This is a genomic window from Micromonospora sp. NPDC047730 (assembly GCF_043204765.1).
Taxonomy (GTDB): Bacteria; Actinomycetota; Actinomycetes; order Mycobacteriales; family Micromonosporaceae; genus Micromonospora.
The window spans coordinates 228,480-250,053 of the sequence record NZ_JBIDCU010000012.1 but is presented as its reverse complement, the minus strand read 5'-3'; the positions used below and the strand labels follow the sequence as shown (position 1 = coordinate 250,053).

Sequence of the window (21,574 nt, the reverse complement as noted above, 5' to 3'; positions counted from 1 at the left end):
TTGGCTGATGTGGCGTACACGTTGCAGGTGGGTCGTCGGCATTTCGAGCGGCGGCGGGCGGTGGTCTGCCGCGACGCCACCCAGGCCGCGGCGGCGCTGACCGCGCCCCCGACCGGCACCGTCGACTTCCGGCCCGGCCGCAAGGTCGCCTTCCTCTTCCCCGGCGGCGGCAGCCAGTACCTCGGCATGGGCCGCCAGCTCTACGCCACCGAGCCGGTCTTCGCCGAGCACCTGGACCGCTGCGCCGACCTGGCCCTCGCCCGGCTCGGTTTCGACCTGCGCGACGTGGTCCGCGCCCCCGACGGCGACCGCGCCGTCCAAGAGTTCCTCGGCACGTCCGCCGGGGTCACCACCGCGCTGTTCGCGGTGGAGTACGCCCTGGCCGTGCTCTGGCAGTCGTGGGGCGTACGCCCGGACGCGATGCTCGGGCACAGCAGCGGCGAGTACGTGGCCGCCTGCCTGGCCGGCGTCTTCGACCTCGCCGACGCCATCGACACCGTGGCCCTGCGCGGCCAGCTCATCGACCGGCTGCCCGGCGGCGCCATGCTCGCCGTCTCGCTGCCCGAGGAGGAGCTGGCCGCCCGGCTGGGGCCGGAACTCTCCATCGCCGCGGTGAACGCCCCCGGCCAGTGCACCGTCTCCGGCCTGGTGGAGCCGGTGCAGGAGCTGGCCGACCGGCTCGCCGCCGACGGGGTGGACTTCCGCCGGCTGCACGTGCAGACCCTCGGCCACTCGGTGGCCATGGAGCCGGTGCTCGACGAGTTCCGCGCCCACGTCGCCGGCCTCACCCTGCGCGAGCCGTCGCTGTCGTACGTCTCCAACGTCACCGGCACCTGGATCACCCCGGCCGAGGCCACCGACCCCGACTACTGGGTGCGGCACCTGCGCGGCACCGTCCGCTTCGCCGACGGGGTGCGGACCCTGCTCGCCGGCTCCGCCGACCGGATGCTGGTCGAGGTCGGCCCCGGCACGGTGCTCGGCGCGCTGGTGGGGGCGAACGGCGACGGCGCGGCCCCGCCGGTCCTGCCATCCGTCCGCCACCCCCGCGACTCGCAGCCCGACCAGGCGTTCCTGCTGGCGACCCTGGCCCGGCTCTGGGAGTCCGGCGTGGACGTCGACTGGGAGTCCTTCGCGGCCGGCCAGCCATGCCGCCGGGTGTCCCTGCCGACCTACCCGTTCGAGCGCCGCCGCTACTGGATCGACGTGCCGGAGGACGGCCCCGTGCCGGTGCAGGACGACTCGGTCGCCCTGCGTCGGGCGCCGGAGCCGGTGGACGCCGGCCCGACCAGCCTCGACGTGGATCTCGGCAGCACCCTGCACCAGCGCCCCCACCTGACCACCGAGTACGTCGAGCCCCGCGACGACCTGGAGGAGTCCATCGCCGCCGCCTGGCGCGAGCTGCTCGGCTTCGAGACCGTCGGCGTGCACGACAACTTCTTCGCCCTCGGCGGCAGCTCCCTGCTGACCACCCGCCTGGTCACCCGGCTGCGGGAACGCTTCGCGGTGGACCTGCCGCTGGAGGAGCTGTTCAAGGCGCACACCGTCGCCGCCCAGGCCACCATCATCCGCGCCCTCCAGGACGCGGACCCCGCCCCCGGGCCGGACGGCGCCCCCGCGCCCGGGGCGGACCGCGCCGAGTCGGACGGGGCCGCGCGATGACCGTCGACGAGCAGCGCGGGGCGCGCCCCGCCCAGGCGCTGTCCCCGGCCAAGCAGGCGCTGTTGGCGGCCTGGTCCAAGGGGCGGCGCGGCAACCGCGACGAGATCCCCCGCCGGGGCGACGGCGGCCCCGCCCCGCTCTCCTTCTCCCAGCAGCGCCTCTGGTTCCTCGAACGCATGGTGCCGGACAGCCCGGCGTACAACACGCCGATGGCGGTCGAGCTGCGCGGGCCGCTGGACGTGGCGGCGCTGCGGGACAGCGTGCAGCGCATCGTCGACCGGCACGAGGCGCTGCGCACCACCATCCGGGAGGCCGACGGCGAGCCGGTGCAGGTGGTCTCGCCGCCCGCGGCCGTCGACCTGCCGGTGACCGACCTGACCGGGCTGAGCGAGGCCGAGCGCGACGAGCGCGTACGCCAGGCCCTCCAGGAGGAGGCCCGGCGGACCTTCGTGCTCGCGGTCGGGCCGCTGGTCCGGTTCGGGCTGTTCCGGCTCGCCCCGGACCGGCACGTCTTCCTGGTCAACTGGAGCCACCTGATCGCCGACGGCTGGTCGGGACGGGTGTTCTCCCGGGAGCTGGCCGAGTGCTACTCCGCGCTGGTCAGCGGCGGCACGCCCCGGCTGCCCGAGCTGAAGCTCCAGTACGCCGACTACGCGGTCTGGCAGCGGGCCCAGATGTCCGGGCCGACGCTGGCCCGGCAGGTGCGCTACTGGCGGGACCGCCTCGCCGGGATCCCGGCGCTGCTGGAGCTGCCCACCGACCGGCCCCGGCCCACCGTGCAGAGCTTCCGCGGCGACACCCTCCGGTTCACCGTCGACGAGCGGCTCACCGGGCGGCTGCGCGCGCTCTGCGCCGGCACCGACAGCACGCTGTTCATGGCGCTGCTCGCCGCCTTCACGGTGGTGCTCTCCCGCTGGTCGGGGCAGCCCGACGTGGTCGTCGGCACGCCCGTGGCCAACCGCAACCGCCCCGAGCTGGAGGACCTGTTCGGCTTCTTCGCCAACACCCTCGCGCTGCGCACCACGGTCACCGGCGACCCGACCTTCCGGCAGTTGCTGGCCCGGGTCGGCGCCGACGTGTCGGCCGACTTCGCCCACCAGGACCTGCCGTTCGAGAAGCTCGTCGACGAGCTGCAACCCGAGCGCAGCACCAGCCACAACCCGGTGTTCCAGGTGATGCTCGCGCTGAACAACACCCCGCCACCCCGGGTAGACCTGACCGCCGACACCCAGCTCGTCGGGCTGGTCGAGGGCGACACCGGGTCGGCGAAGTTCGACCTGTGGCTGTCCCTGGCGGACGCCGGGGACACGCTGCCCGGCGGGCTGGAGTACGCCACCGACCTGTTCGACCGGGACACCGTCGAGCGGTTCCTGGCCAGCCTGCTGCGCCTGCTCGACCAGGTCTGCGCCGACCCCGACGCCCCGCTGTCCCGGCTGGAGTTGACCGACGACGAGGAGCGCGACCGGGTCCTGCGGGCGTGGAACGACACCACCGCCCCGGAACCCGCGCCGCGCGTCCTGCACGAGCTGATCGCCGAGCAGGTCCGGCGCACCCCAGGGCACGTCGCCGTCCGGCTCGACGACCGGTCGCTGACCTACGCCGAGCTGGACCGCCGCGGCAACCGGCTGGCCCACCGGCTGCGGCGGCACGGGGTGGGGCCGGACAGCCGGGTCGCCGTCTGCCTCGACCGCTCGCCGGAACTCCTGGTGGCGCTGCTGGGCGTGCTCAAGGCCGGCGGCTGCTACGTCCCGCTGGACCCGGAGCACCCGCCCGCACGGCTGGCGTACCTGCTCGCCGACTGCGGCGCGGAGATCGTGCTGACCGGCGACGGCGGGCGGGACGTGCTGCCCGCCGACGCGCCGCCGGTGATCGACCTGCACCGCGACGACTGCGCGGAGGAGCCCGAGCAGGCCCCGCCCAGCGGGGTCACCGAGGACGACCTGACGTACGTCATCTACACCTCCGGCTCCACCGGGATGCCGAAGGGGGTGATGAACAGCCACCGCGCCGTGGTGAACCGGCTGCGCTGGATGCAGCGCCGCTTCGAGCTGACCGCCGGCGAGGCGGTGCTGCAGAAGACCCCCGCCAGCTTCGACGTCTCGGTGTGGGAGTTCTTCTGGCCGCTGCTGGTCGGCGCGACCGTCACCATGGCCCGCCCCGACGGGCACCGCGACCCCGGCTACCTGGTCGACCTGATCAACGACCAGCGGATCACCACCGTCCACTTCGTACCGTCGATGCTCCGGCTCTTCCTCGACGAGCCGCGCTCGGCCACCTGCACCGGGCTGCGCCGGGTGGTGTGCAGCGGCGAGGCGCTGCCCCGCGACCTGGTCCGCCGCCTCCAGGAGCGGCTGCCCGCCCGGCTCGACAACCTGTACGGCCCGACCGAGGCGGCCGTGGACGTCACCGCCTACCGGTGCCCGCCGGGGGAGGACGCCACCGACGTGTCGATCGGCGCCCCCGTCGACAACACCAGCGTCTACGTGCTGGACCCGGCCGGCCGGCCGGTGCCGGTCGGCGTGCCCGGCGAGCTGTGCATCGGTGGCATCCAGGTGGCCCGCGGCTACCAGGGCCGGCCCGCGCTGACCGCCGAGCGCTTCGTCCCCGACCCGTTCACCGACCGCCCCGGCGCCCGGATGTACCGCACCGGCGACATCGTCCGGTGGCGGCCCGGGGGCACCCTGTCCTACCTCGGGCGGGAGGACCTCCAGGTCAAGCTCGGGGGGATCCGCTTCGAGCTGGGCGAGATCGAGGCGGCCCTGCGGGAGCACCCCACCGTCCGGGACGCGGTGGTCACCGTGCGCCGCGACGCCGCCGGTGGGGAGGCCGGCGAGGGCCAGCTCGTGGCGTACGTGGTGCCCCGCTCCGGGGAGCAGCCGGAGCCGGCCGCGCCGGTGACCCCGGACGAGCCCCCGGCGACCGGCGACGTCGACGGCACCGTGCACCAGTGGGCGCGGGTCTTCGACGAGGCGTACACCGAGCCGGAGACGGCCGACGCGGCGGACAGCAACTTCTCCAGCTGGAACAGCAGCTACACCGGCGACCCGATCCCCGCGGACGAGATGCGGCGGTGGGTCGACGAGACCGTCGCCCTGGCCCTGGCGGAGCCGCCCGGCCGGGTCCTGGAGGTGGGCTGCGGGCTCGGGCTGCTCCTGCTGCGCATCGCGCCGCACGCCACGTCCTACCACGGCACCGACATCTCCCGGTTCGCGCTCGGCCAGGTCCGCGCCGAGGTCCGGGCCCGCGGCCTGGCGGGCGTGACCCTCGACGAACGGGCCGCGCACGAGCTGGCGGACCTGCCCGCCGGGTCCTTCGACACCGTGCTGCTGAACTCGGTCGTGCAGTACTTCCCGGACGCCGACTACCTGCGGCAGGTGCTGGCGGAAGCCCGCCGGCTGGTCGCCCCGGGCGGCCGGATCGTCGTCGGCGACGTCCGCAGCCTGCCCCTGCTGGCCGACTTCCACCGCTCGGTGGAACTGCACCGGGCTGACCCGGACGCCGACCCGGCGGTGGTGCTCGCCCGGGCGGCCGCCCGGACGTGGCAGGAGGAGGAGCTGGCGCTGGACCCGGCGCTGTTCACCGCCCTCGGCGACACCCTGCCCGGCGTCGCCGCCGTCGAGGTGCGGCTCAAGCGCGGCGGCTACGACAACGAGCTGAGCCGGTTCCGCTACGACGTGGTCGTCCGCGTCGCCGCCGACCCGGCGGCGGACGGCCCGGCCGCACCGGAGCCGGCCGCCGACCCCCTCGGCTGGGAGGGCGACCTGGCCGGCCGGCTGCGCGACCGGCTCCGGGAGGAGGCGGTGGTCGCCGTGACCGGGATACCCAACGGCCGGCTCCGCGAGATCGCCGTCCTGCGGGCCGGCGACGGCGCCTGCCGGACGGTGGGCGAGCTGCGCGCCCGGGTCGACCGGGAGCCGTCCGGCGTCGACCCCGACGAGCTGTACCGGCTCGCCGACGAGCTGGGCGTGGGCGTCGTCGTCGCCCCGTCGGCCGCCGACCCGACCCGGATCGACGCCCTGTTCCACCGCGCCGACGTGCACCCGTCGTGGCCGCCGGCGCCCCCGGCGCGCGGCGGCGCGCTCGCGAACTGGCCCCGCCAGGCCCGGCTGATGGGCGAACTCGGCCCGCGCTGGCGGGCGCACCTGAAGGACCGGATCCCGCGCTACGCCGTGCCGGCGGTGTTCGTCCCGGTGCCCGGCATCCCGCTGAGCCTCAACGGCAAGGTGGACTGGTCGGACCTGCCGGCGCCGCCGCCGGTGGCGGCCCGGGACCGGGGAGCGCACGTCCCGCCGGCCGACGGCACCGAACAGCTCGTCGCCGACATCTGGGCGTCCGTCCTCGGCCTGGAACGGGTGAGCGCCACCGCCAACTACTTCGAGCTGGGCGGCGACTCGATCCGGGGCATCCGGGTGATGGCCCGGGCCAACGGGGCCGGCCTGCCGCTCGTGCCCCGCGACCTCTTCGCGCACCCGACGGTGGCGGAACTCGCGGCGGTCGCCGACGCCCGACTCGCCGAGGGCGGCACCGTCGACGGGCCCGCCCCGGAGTCGCCGGGCGACTGGGGGCTGTCGGAGCGCGACCGGGCCCACCGGGAGCGGCTGCTGGCCGACGCCGACGTGGCGGAGGTCTTCCCGCTGGCCCCGTACCAGGCGCACATGCTGCGCCGGCTCGTCGCCGACCCGCGTCCCGGCGAGTTCCTGGTGCAACGCGTCGACACCCTGCGCGGCCCCATCGACGTGGACCTGCTGCGCCGCTGCTGGGCGGGGCTGGCCCGCCGGTACGCCCTGCTGCGGACCATGTTCGTCTGGGCCGACCTGGACGAGCCGCTCCAGGTGGTGCGGCGCGACGTCGAGCTGCCCTCCCGGTACGAGGACTGGACCGGGCTCACCGCCACCGAGCAGGACGCGGCGCTGGCCCGGTTCCTCCGCGAGGACCAGGCGGTGGGCTGCGCCCCCGACGACCCCGCCGGCATCCGGCTCTTCCTGGCCAAGGTCGACGAGGACGCCTACCGGACGGTGTTCAGCTTCAGCTACCTGCGGATGGAGGGCTGGAGCCTGAGCGTCTTCCTCAGCGACGTCATCGGCGAATACCACCGCCTGCTCGCCGGCGAGACCCCGCAGGCCGGCACGGACGTGCCGTTCAGCCGCTACGTCGACTGGCTGCGCCGGCGCGGCGTACCGGCCGACACGCCGGCGTTCTGGCGGGACATGTTCGCCGGCGGGTGGTCGCCCACCCTGCTGGCCGCGTCCGCCCCCGACAACCGGGCCGGGGACCGGCACGGCTACGCCCGGCAGCACATGCAGGTGGACGCGCGCGTCACCGAGGCGCTACGGGACACCGCGCAGCGGCTGCGGATGCCCCCGAACACGCTGGTCCAGGCCGCCTGGGCGGCGTTGCTCGCCCGTTATGCCGGCCGAGACGAGGCCACCCTGGGGGTCTTCTTCAACGGCCGCCCCGCCGACCTGCCGGGTGTCGAGGACCTGACCGGGCCGACGATGAACGTGCTGCCGATGCGGGTGCGGCTGCCCGCGCCGGACCGGCCCGTCGTCGACCTGCTGTCGCACGTGATGACCGTCGGCGCCGACGCCGCCCACCACCAGTACGTGGCGCCGGAGCGGGTGGCGCAGTGGGCCGGCTGGCCGGCGGACGAGCCGATGTTCGACGCGTACCTGGTCTTCCAGAACCTCGACCCCACCCTGTTCGGCTCGACCGAGCGGGTCCCGACGTTCTTCAGCCGGCTGGCCGAGCCGTTCCGGCTCGACGTGATGCCGGGGGTGGAGCTGGGACTGATCCTGTCGTACCACCGGGACCTGCTGACCGACGAGGCCGCCGGCCGGGTGCTCGACGACCTCGTGGCGACGCTCGCGGCGATCACCGCCGACCCGTACCGGCCGGTCGCCGAGGTGCTCCGGCCGCCCGCGCCGCCCGCCGCCGCGAAGGTGCTGCTGGTGGAGGGTGAGCTGGGCGGCCACCAGATCAAGGACACGCCGTTCCCCGTCCCGGCGGCGGTGGAACCACGGTGACGGAGGTGCCCATGTCCTGGATGGTGCCGATCGGCGCCGCCGACGCCGACGCGCTGCGCCGCCGGGCCGCCGAGGCCGCGGACCGGCTGGCCGCCGGGGCGGAGCCGACCGCGCAGGGCGCCCCGGCGGGCGCGGCGCACCGGCTGGTCGCCACCGGAGGGGACCGGGCGGCGCTGGTGGCCGCGCTGCGCTCCGCCGCCGCCGGGGAACCCACCGACGGGGTACGCACGGCCACCGGCACCGACGCCCCGCGCCTGGCGATGGTGTTCTCCGGTGAGGGCACCCAGTGGCCCGGCATGGGCGACGGGCTGTCCGGATGCGCCCCGTACGCGGACGCCCTGGACCGGTGCGACGCGGCCGTGCGCGCGCTCGGCGGCTGGTCCGTCACCGAGGAGATCCGCCGGCCGGCCGGGGCGAGCCGGCTCACCGAGACCGCCGTCGCCCAGCCGGCGATCGTCGCGGTGGAGATCGGCCTGCTCGCGCTGCTGGACAGCCTCGGCGTACGACCCGACGTGGTGATCGGGCACAGCCTCGGCGAGATCACCGCCGCGTACGCCGCCGGGGCGCTGGGCGTCGAGGACGCCATGGCGGTCGCGTACCACCAGGGCCGGATGTTGCAGCGGGCGACCGGCGGCGGCGGGATGCTCGCCGTCGGCCTCTCCGCCGAGCAGGCCACCCGGCTGCTCGCCGACCTGCCCGCCGGGCTGTCGCTGGCGGCGGTCAACGGCCCGGCGAGCGTGGTGCTCTCCGGGGAGCGGTCCGCCCTGGACGCCGCCGTGGCGCGGCTGGCCGCGGACCGCGTGTTCCACCGCGACCTCGGCATCAACTACGCCTTCCACAGCCCCCAGATGGAGCCGTTCACCGGGGAGCTGGTGGCGGACCTGCGGCCGCTGCTGCGCAACGGCCCCACCACCACCGACATGGTCTCCACCGTCCACGGCGACCTGGTCGGTGGCGACCGGCTGGGCGCGGAGCACTGGGGGATGCTGTCCCGCCGGCCGGTGCGTTTCCTCGACGCGGTGGCCCGCGCCGACGCCGCCGTCCACCTGGAGATCAGCCCCACGCCGGTGCTGCGCACGGCGTTGCTGCAGTGCCTGGGCGGACGGCCCGGTACCACCGTGCTGGGCTCGCTGCGCCCCGACCGGGACGCCGCCGAGGCGGTCCACGCGCTGGCCGCCGACCTCTACCTCGCCGGCCTGCCCGTGGCCTGGGACGCGCTGCCGGCCGTGACCCGGGCCGCCGGCACCCCGGCCGCGGAGCCGGAGCGGGTGTCCGTCGGGTCGTCGGTCGTCGACCGGCTCCGCGCCGGCAGCCCGGCCGGGCTCGGCCACCGGGTCCGGGAGTACGTCGTCGACCGCGCGGCGGAGGTGCTGGGCCGCCACCGCTCCGAGATCCCCGCCGACGCGGGACTGTTCGCCCTCGGCTTCGACTCGCTGACCGCCGTCCGCCTCGCCGAGCGGCTCGCCGCCGAGCTGCGTCCGCACGTCCCGGTAGGGCCGACGGTGGCGTTCGACCACCCGACCGTCGCCGACCTCGCCGCCCACCTCACCGCCCGGCTCGGCGGCGGCGACGGGGACCGGCCGGCGTCCGGGCCGGCGGCGACCCCGGTCCGGACGGGCCCGGTTCCGGCGGCCGACGAGCCGATCGCCGTCGTCGGCATGGCCTGCCGGGTGCCCGGCGCCGACGGCCCGGACGAGTTCTGGCGGCTGCTGCGCGACGGCGTCGACGCCACCGCCCCGGTGCCCCGCGACCGCTGGGACGTCGACGCGCTGCACGGCGACGACCCCCTCGAACCGGGCACCATCTACGCCCACCGCGGCGGATTCCTGCCCACCGTGGACACCTTCGACGCCGACTTCTTCGGCATCTCCGCCGTGGAGGCGGAGAGCATGGACCCCCAGCAGCGGCTCCTGCTGGAGGTGGCCTGGGAGGCGCTGGAGCACGCCGGGATGCCGGCGGACCGGCTGCGCGGCACGCGCAGCGGCGTCTTCGCCGGCCTGTCCATCGACGACTACAAGGGACTCCAGATCGCCGATCCGGCCCGGATCGACGGCTACACCGGCACCGGGAACCTCTTCTGCGTGGCGGCCGGGCGGCTGTCGTACGTGCTCGGGCTGCGTGGGCCGTCGATGGCGGTCGACACCGGCTGCTCGTCGTCACTGGTCACCGTGCACCTGGCCGCCCAGGCGCTGCGGGCCGGCGAGTGCGACCTGGCGCTGGCCGGCGGCGCGCACCTGATGCTCGCCCCGGACATCACCCTGTTCCTCTGCCGGGCCGGCGCGCTCGCCCCGGACGGCCGGTGCAAGACCTTCGACGCGGCGGCGGACGGCTACTCCCGGGGCGAGGGCGCCGGGATGGTGGTGCTCAAGCGGCTCTCCGACGCGATCGCCGACGGCGACGACATCCACGCCGTGCTCGCCGGGTCCGCCGTCAACCACGACGGCGCCAGCAGCGGCCTGACCGTGCCGAACGGCACCGCCCAGCAGGAACTGCTGACCGACGCGCTGCGCGTCGCCGGCCTCGCCCCGGCCGACGTCGGCTACCTGGAGGCGCACGGCACCGGCACCCCGCTCGGCGACCCGATCGAGCTGCGCGCCGCCGCGGACGTGCTCGGCCGCAACCGGCGCGAACCGCTGGTGGTCGGCTCGGTGAAGACGAACATCGGTCACCTGGAGGCGGCGGCCGGGGTGGTCGGCCTGATCAAGACGGTGCTGGCGCTGCGGCACCGGTGGATCCCCGCGCACCTGAACTTCCGCACCCCCAACCCCCGCCTGCCCTGGGACGACCTGCCCCTGTCGGTGGCCACCACCGGCCGACCCTGGCCGGAGGGCCCGGACGGCCGGCCCCGCGTCGCCGGGGTCAGCTCGTTCGGCATCGGCGGCACCAACGCCCACGTGCTGCTGGCCGAGCACCGCCCCACGGCGGAGCCGGCGGGCGGAGACGAGGGCGACGGAGAGGGCGGCGACGGAGTGCTGCTGCCGCTGTCCGCCGGGTCGCCCGCCGCGCTGCGGGCCCTCGCCGGCCGCTACGCCGCCCACCTCGACCGGCACCCGGAACTCCCCGCGCCGGCCGTCTGCGCCGCCGCCGCCCGGTTCCGCGCCCCACTGCGGCACCGCCTGGCCGTCACCGCCGCGGACCGGGCGGAGTTGCGCCACCACCTCGACCGGTACGCCCGGGGCCAGGCGGACGGCCTCGTCGAGGGCGAGGTCCGCGCCGCCCCCCGGACCGCGTTCGTCTTCCCCGGCCAGGGCTGCCAGTACCCGGGCATGGGCCGGACGCTGTACGACACCGAGCCGGTGTTCCGCGCCGCCCTGCGCGAGTGCGCCGACATTCTCGGCGAGCACCTGGGCGACGACCTGGTCCGGGTGCTCCACGACGGCGGTGAGCTGCTGCACCGCACCGGCTGGACCCAGCCGGCCGTCGTCGCCGTCGAGTACGCCCTGGCCCAGCTCTGGGGTTCCTGGGGCCTGGAGCCGGCGGTCGTCCTCGGCCACAGCGTCGGCGAGTACGCCGCGGCGTGCGTGGCGGGCGTGCTGCCGCTGGACGAGGCGCTCCGGCTGGTGGCCGTACGGGCCCGCCTGATGGACGCGCTGCCCGCCGGCGGCCGGATGCTCGCCGTCGCGGCGGACGGGGCGGCCACGGAGGCCGTGCTGGCCCGGCACCCCGAGGTGTCCGCGGCGGCGTACAACGGCCCGGCCGAGACCGTCGTGTCGGGCCCGGCCGGCGCCGTCGAGAGCGTGGCGCGGGCCCTGGACGAGGCCGGTGTCCGGCACCGCGACCTGCGGGTGTCGCACGCGTTCCACTCGGCGCTGATGGACCCGGTCCTGGCCGAACTCGCCGCCGAGGCGGCCCGGGTCCGGCCCGCCGAGCCGCGCGTGGACGTGGTCTCCACGGTGACCGGGCGGCTGCTCGACGGGCCGATGGACGCCGACTACTGGTGCCGCAACGCCCGCGAGCCGGTGCGCTTCGCCGAGGCGGTGGGCCGCCTCGGCGAGCTGGGCTGCGGCCTAGTGCTGGAGCTGGGCCCCGACCCGGTGCTGGGCACGCTCGCCCGGCGCGGGGCGCTCGTGCCCCGGGGCGCCCGGTGGGTGCCGGCGATGCGCCGGGGGCGTGGCGACCGCGCCGTGGCCCGGGACGCCCTCGGCGCCGCCTTCTGCGTGGGCGCGCCGGTGGCCTGGGAGCGGGTGCACCCGGACGCCCGGCGGGTGCCGCTGCCGGCGTACCCGTTCCAGCGGCGCCGCTTCTGGCGCGACACCCGCCTCGGGGTGGCCCGGTCCGCCGACACCGGCCCGCTCGGGGAGCGGCTGCGCTCACCCGCCCTCACCGGCAGCGTCTTCGAGCAGGTCGTCGGCCCCGAGCTGCCGGAGCGGCTGACCGACCACGGCCTCTTCGGCGCCACCGTCGTCTCGGCCGCCAACCACCTCGCCGCGATCCTCGCCGCGACCGCCGCCGACGGGGAACCGACCGCCGAGGTCACCGACGTGGCCTTCCCCGAGCCGCTCACCCTGACCGCCGGCGAACAGGCCCGGGTGCAGGTGCTGCTCGGCGCGCCGGACGGCCCCGGGCGGACCGCCGAGGTGGTCAGCGCGACCGGGACCGACCCGGGGCGCTGGCGGGTGCACGCCACCGGCACCGTGCGGCCGGCCGGCCCGGCGCCGGCCGAACCCGCCCGTCCCCGCGACACCGCCGGCGCCGAGGTGGTGGACCTGGAGGACCGGATGCGGGCCGCCGGCTACCGGCTGGGCCCCCGCTACCGGTGGCTGGAGTCGGTCGTGCGGCACGGCGACGAGGTCGACGCGACGCTGCGTCGCCCGCGCGTCGTGCCGCCGTCCACGCGACCGGAACCCGGCCTGCTCGACTCCTGCCTGCGCCTGGTCCTGGCGCTCGCTCCGCAGGCCCTGGCGACCGACGGACGCGGGCTGGCGGTCCCGGTCGGCGTCGACCGGCTCGCCTGGTACGCACCCGGGCAGACGGCCGCCGGGGACGACGACCTCACCTGCCGGGCCCGGCTGCGGTCGGCCACCCCCGACGGCGACGACCTCGTCCTCGACGTCACCCTGCGGGCCGCCGGCCGGGTCCGCCTGGTCGTCGAGGGCCTGCGGCTGCGCCGGGTCCGCCGGGACGCGCTGCTGCGCGGGGCCGAGAACGGCGACCGGCTGCGCCACCGGATCGACTGGCGTCCCGCCGACCCGGCCCCGGAACGCCCCACCGACACCACCGGCGGCTGGTTGCTCCTCGCCGACGACGGGGGCGTCGCCGACCGGGTCGCGGCCGCCGTACGCGACGGCGGCGGGACGTGCCGGTCGGTCGGGCCGGCGACGGTCGCCGACCACCCCGGCGGGTTGCCCGCCCTGCTGGCGGAGCCGGGGCCGGAGCCGCTGCGCGGTGTCGCCCTGCTGTGGCCCCTCGACGACGGGCCCGGGGTGCCGGGCGGCGCCGGGGCGCTGCACGAGCGGCAGGTTCACGGCGCGCACGCCGCGCTGCACCTGCTGCACGCCCTGGCCGACCGGCACCCGACGGCCCGGCTGGTGCTCGTCACCCGCGGCTGCCAGCGGACCGACGACACCGGGCTGGTCGACCCCACCCACGCCGCCGTGTGGGGGCTGGGGCGGGTGGCGATGACCGAGCGGCCGGACGCCGACGTGGTCCTGGTCGACCTGGCGCCCGAGGGCGACCCGGTCGCGGACGCCGCTGCCGTGCTCGCCGCGCTGACCGCCCCCGCCCCGCCGCCGCAGCAGGCCGTTCGCCCGACGGGGACGCTGGTGCCCCGGCTCGGGCCGGCACCGGCGGACGGTCCGGAGACCCTGCCCGTGCACCCGGACGGCAGCTACCTCGTCACCGGCGGCACCGGCGGCCTCGGCCGCCGGGTCGCGGCCTGGCTGCTCGACCGGGGCGCGGGCCGGGTGTGGCTGTTGTCCCGGGGCGCCACGACCGTCGAGGGCGCGGAGCCCCTTCCGGCCGGGGACGACCGGGTGCGGACCCTGGTCTGCGACGTCACCGACCCGGTCGCGCTGGACCTGGCGGTGGCCGAGGCGCGGCGCGCCGGCCCGCCGCTGCGGGGCGTGGTGCACGCCGCCGGCGGCCTCGACGACGCCCCGCTCGGCGCGCAGACGCCCGACCGCCTCGACGTCCCGATCCGGCCGAAGCTGGCCGCCGCGCACCTGCACCTCGCCACCCTCCACGACGAGCTCGACTTCTTCGTGCTGTTCTCCTCGCTGGCCGGGGTGGTGGGCACCGCGGGCCAGGCCGGGTACGCCGCCGGCAACGCCTTCCTCGACGCCCTCGCCGGCCATCGGCGCGCCCTCGGCCTGCCGGCGGTCAGCATCGCCTGGGGCCCGTGGGCGGAGACCGGGATGGCGGCCCGGCTGGGATCCCGCGAGCGGGACCGGCTGGCCGCGTTCGGCCTGCACCCCCTCGACCCGGCCGCCGGGCTGGACGTGCTGGCCCGGTCCGCGTCCGGGCCGCCGTGCCTGGTGGTCGCGGACGCCGACTGGTCCCGGCTCGCCGGGCACCTGCCGGAGCGGTGGCGGCCGGGCCTCTACGCCGAGCTGGTCGACGCCACCCCGACGGCGACCCGGGCCGCCGGGCCGGGATCGGGCCGTCCCCACCGGGCGCCGGAGAGCCCGCGCGAGCAGATCCTCGCCGAGATCTGGGCGGAGATCTTCCGGGTCGACCGGGTCGGCGTCACCGACAACTTCTTCGACCTCGGGGGCGACTCGATCCTCAGCCTCCGGCTGGTCGGGGCCGCCCGCCGGGCGGGCCTGCGCATCGCCGAGGCCGACGTCTTCGCCCACCCGACCGTCCGGGACCTCGCCGCCGTCGCCACCGACGACCGGGAAGCCGAGGAGCGGGAGGCCGGCGACCGGGGAGGCGGCGGGCGCGTCGACGCCGACGCCGCGCCGGGGCCCGGCCGGCCGGGCGGGGAGCGGGCGCCGGCCGGGAAGGGCCGCCGCACCCCGGCCGACCTGGCCGCCTTCGCCGACGCCGAGCTGGACGCGAGCGACCTGACCGCGCTGGCCGCGCAACTGGCCGGGGCGAGCTCCGGCCGCCCGAACGGACGCCCCACCGCACCCGAGACGCTGAGGAAGGACAACCCGTGACCGTTCCCGGAGTCGACAACATCTACCGGTTGTCGTACATGCAGGAAGGGCTGCTGTCGCACAGCCTCGCCGACCCCCGGGCGGCCTTCTACGTGGACCAGGTCGAGTACCGGCTGCACGGGCCGGTCGACCCGGACCTGCTGCTCGCGGCGTGGCAGGCGCTCACCCAGCGGCACGCGGTGCTGCGCACGTCGTTCCACTGGGAGGACATCAAGCAGCCCGTCCAGGTGGTCCGGGACCACGTCGAGGTGCCCATGGAGACCCTCGACTGGCGGGACGTGCCCGCCGCGGACCTGCCGGCGCGGCTGGAGGAGCGGCTGCGCGCCGACCGGCTCCAGGGGTTCGACGTCCAGCAGCCGCCGCTGGTCCGGCTGACCCTGATCCGCACCGGCGAGGAGGACTACACGTTCGTCCTGCGCTACCACCACCTGCTGCTGGACGCGTGGTCGGCGCTGATGGTGCTCGACGAGGCGTTCGCCAACTACGACACCCTGGCCGGCGGGCGGCCCCTGGAAACCCGGCCGGCGACCTCCTTCCACGAGTACGTCGGCTGGGTGCGGGCCCAGGACCTCGACGCGGCCGGGCAGGCGTGGCGGGAGGCGCTGCGCGGCGTCACCGACTCGACCACCCCGGCGTGGATCCGCCCACCGGACGGCAGCGCCCCGGAGCCGTCCGGTCGGGACAACCCGGAGCAGGTGCTGCACGTGCCGGCGGAGACCGTGGCCGCCCTGCGCGAGCTGGGCCGGCGCCGGGAGGTCACCCTCGGTTCGTTGCTGCAGACCTGCTGGGCGCTGGTCCTGCGGGCGCACAGCGGGCGCGACGACGTCGTGTTCGGGGGCACGCTGTCCAGCCGCCCGTCGGACGTGCCGGGGGTGGAACAGACCGCGGGCCTGTTCATCAACACGCTGCCGGTGCGGGTCCGCTTCGACCCGGCCCGCTCCGTCCTCGCCACGGCCGTCGCCCTGCAACACGAACAGGCAACGTTGCGCCGGTACGACTTCAGCCCGCTGGAGCAGGTGCAGCGGTGGAGCGAGGTGCCCCCGGGCCTGCCCCTGTTCGACACCATCATGACGGTGCTCAACCTGCCGGGGGTGGGCGTGCTGCACCGGCGCAGCGGCGCGGTCGAGATCCGCGACGGGCAGTACCGCTACCGGACCAACTATCCGCTGTCGGTGCTGGTGATCCCCGAGGGCGAGCGGCTGGCCGTCCGGGTCGGCTACGACCCCCGACGGGTCGGCCACGACGCCGTCGCGCGGCTGCTCGGTCACCTCGCGACGGTGGTCGACACCGTGGCGACGCGGCCGGACACGCCGGTCGGGGACGTCGACGTGCTGACCGACGCCGAACGCGCCACGGTGGCCGGCTGGAGCGGGGCGTCCGCGCCGTACCCGGACGGGACGACCGTGCACGGGCTCCTCGAGGAGCAGGCCGACCTGGGCGGCGAGCGGGTCGCGCTGCGCGCCGGCGGCGAGTCGGTCACCTACGGGGAACTGGACCGCCGGGCCAACCAGCTCGGCCGGCACCTGCGCGGCCTGGGCGTGCGCCCGGACACGCCGGTCGGGCTGTGCCTGGGGCGTACCCCGGAACTGGTCGTGGCGATGCTCGCCGTGCTCAAGGCGGGCGGCTACTTCGTCGCGCTGGACCCCGACCACCCGCCGGCCCGGCTGGCCGACATCCTCGCCGACGCCGGCGTCGCGGTGGTGGTCAGCGACCGGCGCCACCGCGCCGGCCTGCCGCGCGCCGGGGTGGAGACCGTCCTGCTGGACGCGCACCGCAACCGGTACGCCGACCTGCCCGACGACCGGCTGCCCGCCTCGGCCGGTCCCGACGACCTGGCCTACTCCATCTACACCTCGGGGTCGACCGGCCGGCCCAAGGGCGTGCTCGTGCCGCACCGGGGGCTGTGCAACGTGATCGCGGCCCAGCGCGCGCTCTTCGGGCTGGGCCCGGACGACCGGGTGTTGCAGTGGGCGTCGCCGACGTTCGACGCGTCGGTCTTCGACGTGGCCATGGCCCTCGGCGCGGGCGCCACCCTGCACCTCGCCCCGGCCGAGCGGGTGGCGCCGGGGCCGGACCTGCGGGACCTGCTCGCCACCGAGCGGATCACCGCGCTGACCATCACCCCGTCGGCCCTGGCGGCCGTGCCGGTCGCGGCCCTGCCGGAGCTGCGCACCCTCGTCCTCGCCGGCGAGGCGCTGCCCGCGTCGCTGGTGCGGCAGTGGCGCACCCCGGGGCGCCGGGTCTTCAACGCGTACGGCCCGACGGAGGCGACGATCTGGGTCTCGGTGCACGAGTGCGGCCCCGAGGACGAGGCCCCGCCCATCGGCCGGCCGATCCCGAACGTCACGGTCCGGGTGCTGGACGCCTCGGGCCGCCCGGTCGGCGTCGGCATCCCCGGCGAGCTGCACGTGGGCGGCGCCGGACTGGCCCGGGGGTACGCCGGGCGCCCCGAGCTGACCACGCAGCGGTTCGTGCCGGACCCGTTCGGCCCGCCCGGCGCCCGCCTCTACCGCACCGGCGACCTGGTGCGTTGGACCGAGGACGGTGCGCTGCGCTTCCTCGGCCGCACCGACCAGCAGGTCAAGGTACGCGGCCTGCGGATCGAGACCGGCGAGGTGGAGGCGGTGCTGCGCCGGCACGACGACGTGGCCGAGTGCGCGGTGGTGGCCCGCACCTCGGACGGCTCGGACGGCACGCCGGACACCCTGGTGGCGTACGTGGTGCCGGCCGGCGCGGCGCGGGTGGACGCGGAGAAGCTGCTCGCGCACTGCGCGCAGGTGCTCCCGGAGTACATGCTGCCCGGTGCCGTCGTGCCGCTCGACCGGCTGCCGCTGACCAGCAGCGGGAAGCTCGACGTGCGCGCCCTGCCGTCGCCGCGCGACCTGGCCGGGGAGCAGGAGGCGCAGGCCGAGATGACGGTCACCGAGCAGGCCGTGGCGACGCTCTGGGGCCAGGTGCTCCAGGTGGAGGGTCTCGGCCCGGACGGTGACTTCTTCGCGCTCGGCGGGACCTCGATCAAGGCCACCCAGGTGGTGTCGCGGGCCCGCCGGGCGTGGCAGGTCGACCTGCCGATCCGCAGCGTGTTCGAGAACCGCACGGTGACGGCGTTCGCCGCTGCCGTGGAACAGGCACTGGCCGCCCAGATGGATGACGACGATCAGGAGGTGCAGGATGGCGACGACCAAGGCGTGGGTGCTGCATGCCACTGACCCGGGGAGCGAGCTGACCCGGGGACAGCTGACGCTGGAGCAGATCCCGGTGCGCCGGCCCGAGGAGGGCGAGGTCCTCGTCGAGCCGCTGGTGGGCTGCTGGGAAGCCAACATGGAGCACGCGATCTCCCGGCACCCGGTGGACGTGGCGCGGCAGCGGGGCGACGACAAGATCGTTCTCGGCACCTGCGGCGTGGTCCGGGTGCTCGCGGCCGGGCCCGGCGTGCGGGGCCTGCGCGAGGGCCAGGAGTGCCTGTGGATCCCGTTCGGGGTGATCGACCGCAACGGCTACGCCGAGCGGATCTGCGCGTACGACGCCCCCGGCTCGCCGGGACTGCTGTGCGGGCGGTTCGTCACGGAGGCGCGGCTGCTGGTGCCCCTGCCAGAGCAGGGCCGCCACCCGATCGAGCGCTGGGCGCCGTTCGCCCGGTACTTCACCGCCTGGGACAACTGGCGGGTGGCCCGGCGCTGCTGGGAGGCGCAGGTCGACGACCACTGGGACGAGCCGCCGCTGGTCCTCGGCTGGGGCGGCGGCGTGGTCTGGGCGCAGCTGGAGCTGGCCCGCCGGGACGGCTTCCGCACGGCCATGGTGTCCGGCCGCGACACCCGGCTGGCCGCGATCGCCGCCTCCGGCGCCGCCCCGATCGACCGCCGCGAGTTCCCGGACCTGGACTACGACGTGGCGAAGGCCTCCGGCGACCCGGACGCGCTGGACCGGCACAAGGATTCCAAGCGGCGCTTCGTCGAGCGGGTGATGGAACTCAGCGGCGGCCAGGGCGTCTCCATCTTCCTGGACAACATGGGCGGTGGGCTGCACCGGGTGACGTTGCAGTCGCTGGCCCGCGAGAGCGTGCTCGCCACCGTCGGTTGGAAGCACGGCATGCGGCTGTCGAACCTGCGGGCGGTGGAGTGCATCGGCCGGCACATCCACGTGCACACCCACGCCTGGCGGTTCCAGGACTGCGCGCGGATCCGGGACGTGCAGGAGAGCACCGGCTGGTTGCCCGAGATCAACGAGCCGGTGGCCTCCTTCGACGCCATCCCGCAGTTGGCCGACGCCTACTCCCGGGACGCCTTCGACAGCTACTTCCCGCTGTACGAGGTCGTCCCCCGGTGAGTCAGGGCCGCCGGACGATCAGCCGGTAGGTCACCACCAGCCCGACCAGGCACCACGCGCCCATCACGAGGTACGGGGTGCCGCTGATGCCGCCGACCAGCGCCTCGCGCACGCTCTGCGCCATGTACTGGAACGGGAGCACGACGTGCACGGCCTGCAACCAGCCCGGTAGCCGGTCGACGGGGAAGTTGACGGGGGAGAACATGAGCGTGACGAAGACGACGAGCTGGGTCACCAGGCCGACCGCGGCCGGCGGGAGGGCGTGGGCCAGTCCGTAGCCGAGCGTGGTGGCGGTCAGGGCGACGAGCAGGGCGGCGAGGATCACCAGCGGGCTCGGGTCCAGTCGCAGGTCGAAGCGGAACGCGGCGACCAGCAGCGACAGCACGAGCCCGGGCAGCGCGCCCAGGATCCACACGGTGACCCCGGCGGCGACCGAGGCCAGCGGTGGGACGGGCAGCGTCTGGTCGAACTCGAAGCTGCCCTGCAACTTGCTCTGCGCCACCATGTTCGGGGCCATCACCAGCCCGACGGTGATCAGCCCGATGGTGGGGCCGCCGGTGGCGAGGAACGCGGCGCTGGTCGCGTCGACGTCGGGCAGCAGGTACGCGAAGCCGACGATGATGCCGACGGAGAGCCCGGCGGAGACGATCGCGAAGAGGGGGAGCAGGAAGCGCAGCCGCAGCGCGTTCCAGCGCAGCAGCAGGGCGTAGCTACGGAGCCACGACATCGTCGACCTCCTCGTGGGTCGTCTGGTGATCTTCGAGGGCGAGGTAGATGTCCTCGACCCGCATCGGGTACAGCGAGAAGTCCTCGATGGTGCCGGCGGCCTGCATGCGGGCCGCCCACTCGGTGGCGGCCACCGCGTCGGCGGTGTCCAGGGCGTACACGAGCCGCTGCCGGTCCCGGCGCGGGGGCTGCCCGGCGAACGGCGGTGGCGCGGGTTCGTCGCTGCCGGCCGACAGGCTGACGTCGAGCCGCAGCGCCGGGCCGGCGCCGGCCCGCAGGTCGGCGACGGTGCCCTCGGCGACCACCCGGCCGTGCGCCAGGACCGAGAGCCGGTCGAGGATCCGCTCGACCTCGGTGAGGTTGTGGGTGACCAGGAGGACGGCCGCCCCGTCGTCGGCCAGCGACCGGACCTGCTGCCACAGCAGCCGCCGGCGCACCGGGTCCACGTCGTTGCTGGGTTCGTCGAGCACGATCACCTGGCCCGGTCGCACGGCGGCCAGGCAGTACGCGGCGAGGCGACGGACACCGCCGGAGAGGCGCTCGGCCGGGGTGTCGGCCCACTCGGTGATGTCGAGGGCCTCGAGCAGTCGCTGGGTGGCGGCGGCTGCCTCGGCCCGGCCGGCCCCCCGGATCCGGGCCACCAGGGTGATGGCCTGGCGCGGCGTGACGCCCATCAGCGGCACCTGGGCCTGCGGCTGCACCGAGCAGACCCGGTGGGCGAACCCAGGGTCGGCGACCGGGTCGCCGTCGCCGATGCGGATCGTGCCGCTGGTCGGCTTGATCAGCCCGGCGACCTGGTTGACCAGTGTGGTCTTGCCGGCGCCGTTGTGGCCGAGCAGGCCGTAGACCTGGCCGGCGTTCACCCGGATGCTGATGTCGTCGTTGGCCCGCACCCCTCCGCGATACTCCTTGCAGACATGGTCCACGCGCAGCACCATGACATCTCCGATACTGGTCGGTATTCAGATACCGCCGAGTATGCGGAATGCGGAGATTCTGGTCAAGCGGAACGACGGGAGAGTCGCCTGATGGAACGAATGGGGCGCCAGGAGCGGCAGCGGCACAACCGGAACCGCCTGCTCGACGCGGCGCAGCGGCTGCTCGCCGAGCGCGGGCCGGCCGCCTCCCTGGACGACATCGCTGCGGCCGCCGGGCTGACCAAGGGCGCGGTGTACTCCAGCTTCCGCAACAAGGAGGACATCATCCTCGCCCTGCTGGACCGGCAGTTGGACCTCATCGGCACCGACCTGACCCAGGTGGACGCCGGTGAGTCCGACATGGTGCAGGCCTTCGCCGCCCTCAGCTCGGCCAACTCGACCGGCGACCGGGCCGGGGAGAACGCCGACTTCGCGCTGCTGATGATGGAGTTCTGGATCGCCGCCATGCGCAATCCGCGGGTGCGTCCCCGCTACATCGAGGCGCTGCGCCGCACCCGCGCCGGGATCGCCGCCCACCTGGCCGCCCGGGCCGACGGGCCGGACCCCGCGCTGGTGGACCGTACGGCGACCCTGCTCCTCGGTCTGGACATCGGGCTGAGCATCCAGCGCCTCGTCGACCCGGAGTCGGTGCCGGAGACGTGGTACGCCGAGGCGTTCGAGCTCCTCGTCCGGCCGCTGTCGGGCGACGCGCCGCACCCCGACGGCGGGAGCTGAACCGCCGCCGTCATGGGCCGGGGCTGCCGCCGGCGCCGGGAAACCGCGTCGCCCGGCGTCGCCGGATCGAGTGAAGGCCGTCGTTGCC

At 76.0% G+C, this 21,574-nt stretch carries 8 protein-coding genes; 6 read left to right on the top strand and 2 right to left on the bottom strand.

The window, feature by feature from the left end; genetic code table 11:
• The 5 genes from ACGF5G_RS25690 to ACGF5G_RS25670 form a co-directional block, all read left to right on the top strand.
• A partial coding sequence (locus ACGF5G_RS25690; protein ID WP_393266996.1) for an acyltransferase domain-containing protein occupies nt 1-1,659 on the top strand: 1,659 nt, incomplete at its 5' end.
• Nucleotides 1,656-7,682 (top strand): amino acid adenylation domain-containing protein, encoded by a 6,027-nt coding sequence (locus ACGF5G_RS25685; RefSeq protein ID WP_393266993.1) that lies wholly within the window; start codon nt 1,656-1,658, stop codon nt 7,680-7,682. The genes ACGF5G_RS25690 and ACGF5G_RS25685, both read left to right, overlap by 4 nt.
• Nucleotides 7,683-7,693: 11 nt before the next feature.
• Nucleotides 7,694-14,782, top strand: coding sequence for an SDR family NAD(P)-dependent oxidoreductase (locus ACGF5G_RS25680; protein WP_393266990.1), 7,089 nt, complete (start codon nt 7,694-7,696; stop codon nt 14,780-14,782).
• Nucleotides 14,779-17,991 (top strand): amino acid adenylation domain-containing protein, encoded by a 3,213-nt coding sequence (locus tag ACGF5G_RS25675; RefSeq protein ID WP_393266988.1) that lies wholly within the window; start codon nt 14,779-14,781, stop codon nt 17,989-17,991. The genes ACGF5G_RS25680 and ACGF5G_RS25675 overlap by 4 nt, the downstream gene beginning before the upstream one ends.
• Nucleotides 17,954-19,108, top strand: coding sequence for a hypothetical protein (locus ACGF5G_RS25670; protein WP_393266986.1), 1,155 nt, complete (start codon nt 17,954-17,956; stop codon nt 19,106-19,108). The genes ACGF5G_RS25675 and ACGF5G_RS25670 overlap by 38 nt, the downstream gene beginning before the upstream one ends.
• Before the next feature lies 1 nt (nt 19,109).
• On the opposite strand, the gene ACGF5G_RS25665 is transcribed toward ACGF5G_RS25670, so the two are convergent.
• Nucleotides 19,110-19,835, bottom strand: a complete 726-nt coding sequence (locus ACGF5G_RS25665) for an ABC transporter permease (protein WP_357697216.1) — start codon at nt 19,833-19,835, stop codon at nt 19,110-19,112.
• Complete coding sequence (locus ACGF5G_RS25660) at nt 19,819-20,772, bottom strand: ABC transporter ATP-binding protein (RefSeq protein WP_393266983.1); 954 nt, start codon at nt 20,770-20,772, stop codon at nt 19,819-19,821. Before ACGF5G_RS25660 ends, ACGF5G_RS25665 begins: the two co-directional genes overlap by 17 nt.
• Before the next feature lie 90 nt (nt 20,773-20,862).
• On the opposite strand from ACGF5G_RS25660, the gene ACGF5G_RS25655 reads away from it, so the two are divergent.
• Nucleotides 20,863-21,486, top strand: a complete 624-nt coding sequence (locus ACGF5G_RS25655) for a TetR/AcrR family transcriptional regulator (RefSeq protein WP_393266980.1) — start codon at nt 20,863-20,865, stop codon at nt 21,484-21,486.
• Nucleotides 21,487-21,574: the final 88 nt, after the last annotated feature.

Bases quoted from the DNA above. Each gene is read 5' to 3' on its own strand.
- ACGF5G_RS25655 (WP_393266980.1), top strand. From the start codon at position 20,863: ATGGAACGAATGGGGCGCCAGGAGCGGCAGCGGCACAACCGGAACCGC.
- ACGF5G_RS25660 (WP_393266983.1), bottom strand. From the start codon at position 20,772: ATGGTGCTGCGCGTGGACCATGTCTGCAAGGAGTATCGCGGAGGGGTG.
- ACGF5G_RS25680 (WP_393266990.1), top strand. From the start codon at position 7,694: ATGTCCTGGATGGTGCCGATCGGCGCCGCCGACGCCGACGCGCTGCGC.
- ACGF5G_RS25685 (WP_393266993.1), top strand. From the start codon at position 1,656: ATGACCGTCGACGAGCAGCGCGGGGCGCGCCCCGCCCAGGCGCTGTCC.
- ACGF5G_RS25665 (WP_357697216.1), bottom strand. From the start codon at position 19,835: ATGTCGTGGCTCCGTAGCTACGCCCTGCTGCTGCGCTGGAACGCGCTG.
- ACGF5G_RS25670 (WP_393266986.1), top strand. From the start codon at position 17,954: ATGGCGACGACCAAGGCGTGGGTGCTGCATGCCACTGACCCGGGGAGC.